At 71.9% G+C, this 2,821-nt stretch carries 3 protein-coding genes and 1 pseudogene; 3 read left to right on the forward strand and 1 reads right to left on the reverse strand.

Going from position 1 to position 2,821, the window contains the following annotated elements:
- Together G6021_RS17165 and G6021_RS06580 are read left to right on the forward strand one after the other, a co-directional pair.
- A pseudogene (locus G6021_RS17165) lies at positions 1–118 on the forward strand (putative sulfate exporter family transporter); the annotation flags it as partial.
- A 59-nt stretch (positions 119–177) separates the two neighbouring features.
- Positions 178–1,254: an NAD-dependent epimerase/dehydratase family protein gene (locus G6021_RS06580; RefSeq protein ID WP_182640893.1), complete on the forward strand. Its 1,077-nt coding sequence runs from the start codon at positions 178–180 to the stop codon at positions 1,252–1,254.
- A 34-nt stretch (positions 1,255–1,288) separates the two neighbouring features.
- On the opposite strand, the gene G6021_RS06585 is transcribed toward G6021_RS06580, so the two are convergent.
- On the reverse strand, positions 1,289–1,729 hold the full coding sequence (locus G6021_RS06585; RefSeq protein WP_179523687.1) for an SRPBCC family protein: 441 nt from the start codon (positions 1,727–1,729) through the stop codon (positions 1,289–1,291).
- Between the two features lie 48 nt (positions 1,730–1,777).
- On the opposite strand from G6021_RS06585, the gene G6021_RS06590 reads away from it, so the two are divergent.
- Positions 1,778–2,416, forward strand: coding sequence for a DUF1697 domain-containing protein (locus G6021_RS06590; RefSeq protein ID WP_182640894.1), 639 nt, complete (start codon positions 1,778–1,780; stop codon positions 2,414–2,416).
- The last annotated feature ends 405 nt before the right edge of the window (positions 2,417–2,821 follow it).

Genomic DNA, 2,821 nt, shown 5'->3' on the forward strand with positions numbered 1-2,821 from the left:
GGCCGCGATGCGCAGGGTCGGCGCACGCCCGGTCATCCTGGCCGCCGCCTCGACGGTGTGGGTCGCGGGCCTCGCGTTGGCCGGTGTCCTGCTCCTCACCCCGGCGCTCGGCGGTTGACGGCCGCGACCCGGGAGGTACCGTCGACCGGACTGACGGGCTCGGGCGAGGAGGCCGGAATGCGGATCGTCATCATCGGCGCGAGCGGGAACGTCGGCACCGCGCTGCTCCGTCGTCTGCGCGAGACGCGCTCCGGCGACCGACTGGTCGGGCTCGTGCGTCGGCCACCGGATCCCGTCGGCGAGTACCGCGGAGTCGACTGGCACGCGCTGGACGTCTCCGGTCCGGACGCGGCCGGCGAACTCGGTCGACACTTCGTCGAGGCGGACGCCGTCGTCAACCTGGCCTGGGGTTTCCAACCCACCCGCAACATCGGCTACCTCGAGAGCGTCGGGGTCGGCGGGACCGCCGCGGTGCTCGGGGCCGCACAGTCGGCCGGGGTGGGCCTCCTGGTCCACATGTCCTCCGTGGGGACGTACGCGCCGGGCCGCCACGGTGAGCACGTCGACGAGACCTGGGCGAGGACCGGGGTGCCGAGCTCGGCGTACAGCCGACACAAGGCCGCGGCGGAGACGCTCATCGACGACCACGAGAGTCTCCTCGGGGCCGATGCCGTGCCCGTCGCCCGGATGCGCCCGGGCTTCATCGTCCAACGAGCGGCGGCGAGCGGACTGACCCGGTACGGACTGCCCGCCTATCTGCCGGCGCATCTCGCGCCGCGGGTCCCGCTGCTGCCGGTCGACAGGAGCCTGTGCCTGCCCCTCGTCCATGCCGACGACGTCGCCGACGCCGTCGTGCGAGTGATCGAGCAGGGCGCCACCGGCCCGTTCAACCTCGCGGCCGAACAACCGCTGACCAGGGACGACCTCGCAGAGGTGCTCGGGGCCCGGGCGGTCCACATCCCCCTGCCGCTCCTCGGGGCCCTCGTCGGTCTGACGTGGCGGGCGCGCCTGCAGCCGGTGGACCGCGGATGGCTGGACCTGGCGTACGCCGTGCCCCTGCAGGACTGCGCCCGGGCCCGCGACGAGCTGGGATGGGCACCGGCCTGGGCGCCGACGGAGGCCATGGCCGACCTGCTCGACGGCATCGCGCACCTCGCCCACACCGGGAGCGCACCACTGCGTCGCAGATCCGTGCCCGACCTGGTGCGCCGCGATCTGACCGACGGACTGATCTCCTCCCGCCGGTTCTCCTGACCGGATCCCACCCCCGAGGGCTCGGGGCGGATGATCAGCCGTGCCGCCGCAGGACCTCGTCCCGCAACCCCGTGGTGGCCACGTCGGCGATGTGCTTCTGCGCCTTCTTGACCACGGCACCCGGCAGCTTGATCTTGAGATCCACCTCGAGGTCGAAGACGACCTCGGTGGTGCCGTCGCCGTTGTCCGTGAGCACGTAGCGGGCGTTCTGGACCTTCTGGGAACCGCTCTCGACCAGGGACCAGCTCACCTCGCCGTCGTACCACTCGTAGCGCACGACCATCTCGTCGGTGACGCCGTACTGGGACACCCGCTCCCACACGACGATCGGCCACCCCTCGTCGTCGGCCTCCCTGACCTCGACCGCACGGTGGGCGCTCGACCAGTCGACGAGGGACTCGACGTCGGCCAGGACCTCCATGATCTCGGGGACGCCGGTCTCGATCTTCACAACGGACTGAACTGACACTGCCATGGCGGGAAAGCTACCCGCGCGGGCCCGCCCCGGGAGGAAGATCGGGACATGAGTACCGGATCGGCGGGCCCACACGCCGGGGAGCATCGCAAGGTCGTGCTGCTCCGCGGGATCAATGTCGGAAAGAGCAACCGGATCGCGATGCCCGACCTGGTCGCGTGCACGGAGGCCGCGGGCGGGACGTCGGTCACCACGGTGTTGGCCACCGGCAACGTGCTCGTCACCGATCCCCGACCGGTGACCGGACTACGCGCGGCGCTCGAGTCCGCGTATGCGGAGAGGTTCGACTACAAGGCGGTCGTGCAGGTCCTCACCCTCGACGCGGTGGCGACGGTGGTGGCCGCGTACCCCTTCGACGCGCTGCCCGAGCACCACGACTACGTGGTGTTCTCGGACGACCCGGAGGTGACGACCCGGGTGACGGTGGCGATGCGCGCGGCCATCCGGGAGGTCGGCGAGGCGGCCGCCGGCGCCGACGCGCATGCCGGGGCCGGGCCGGCCACCGACAGTGAGACGACCGTCAGCACGGAAGCGGTCGCCGAGGGCGCGGGCTGTGTGTACTGGCGTGTCCCCCGCGGCTCGACGCTGACCTCCGACGCGTACAAGGTGCTCGACGGCCGGGAGAACAAGCGTCACCTCACCACCAGGAACCTCAGGACCCTGGACAGGATCCTCGCCGCGGGGTGAGTCAGGGACCCGGTGGAAGCCAGGGACCCGGGTGGGTCAGGGGCCCTCTACGGACGCCCCGATCGTGTCGACCAAGCCCGCGAGGGGCCCGAAGATCGCCGGGAAGATCCCGTCCCAGAACATCTGCAGCTGGCTGAAGTCGATAACGGGCATCAGTAACACTCCTCGCACCGGGGTGGTGAGCGGACCCTCCGCGGCCACCGGGTTCCCCGGAACACAGGATCGCGGCACGGACGCCGAATGCGCAACCCCACACGCCCCGCGAGTCTCTGAAGCGAACCCGCGAACCGCCGCCTGGCAGACTGCCCTCGATGCCCCATGACCCCGCCCGACCGCTCCTGGCCGCCGCGGCGCTGCTCGCGATCGCGGCCGCGACGGGCTGCTCGGATGCCGGGACCGGGCCGG

The organism is Dietzia sp. CW19 (genome assembly GCF_014145265.1).
Lineage (GTDB): Bacteria > Actinomycetota > Actinomycetes > Mycobacteriales > Mycobacteriaceae > Dietzia > Dietzia natronolimnaea.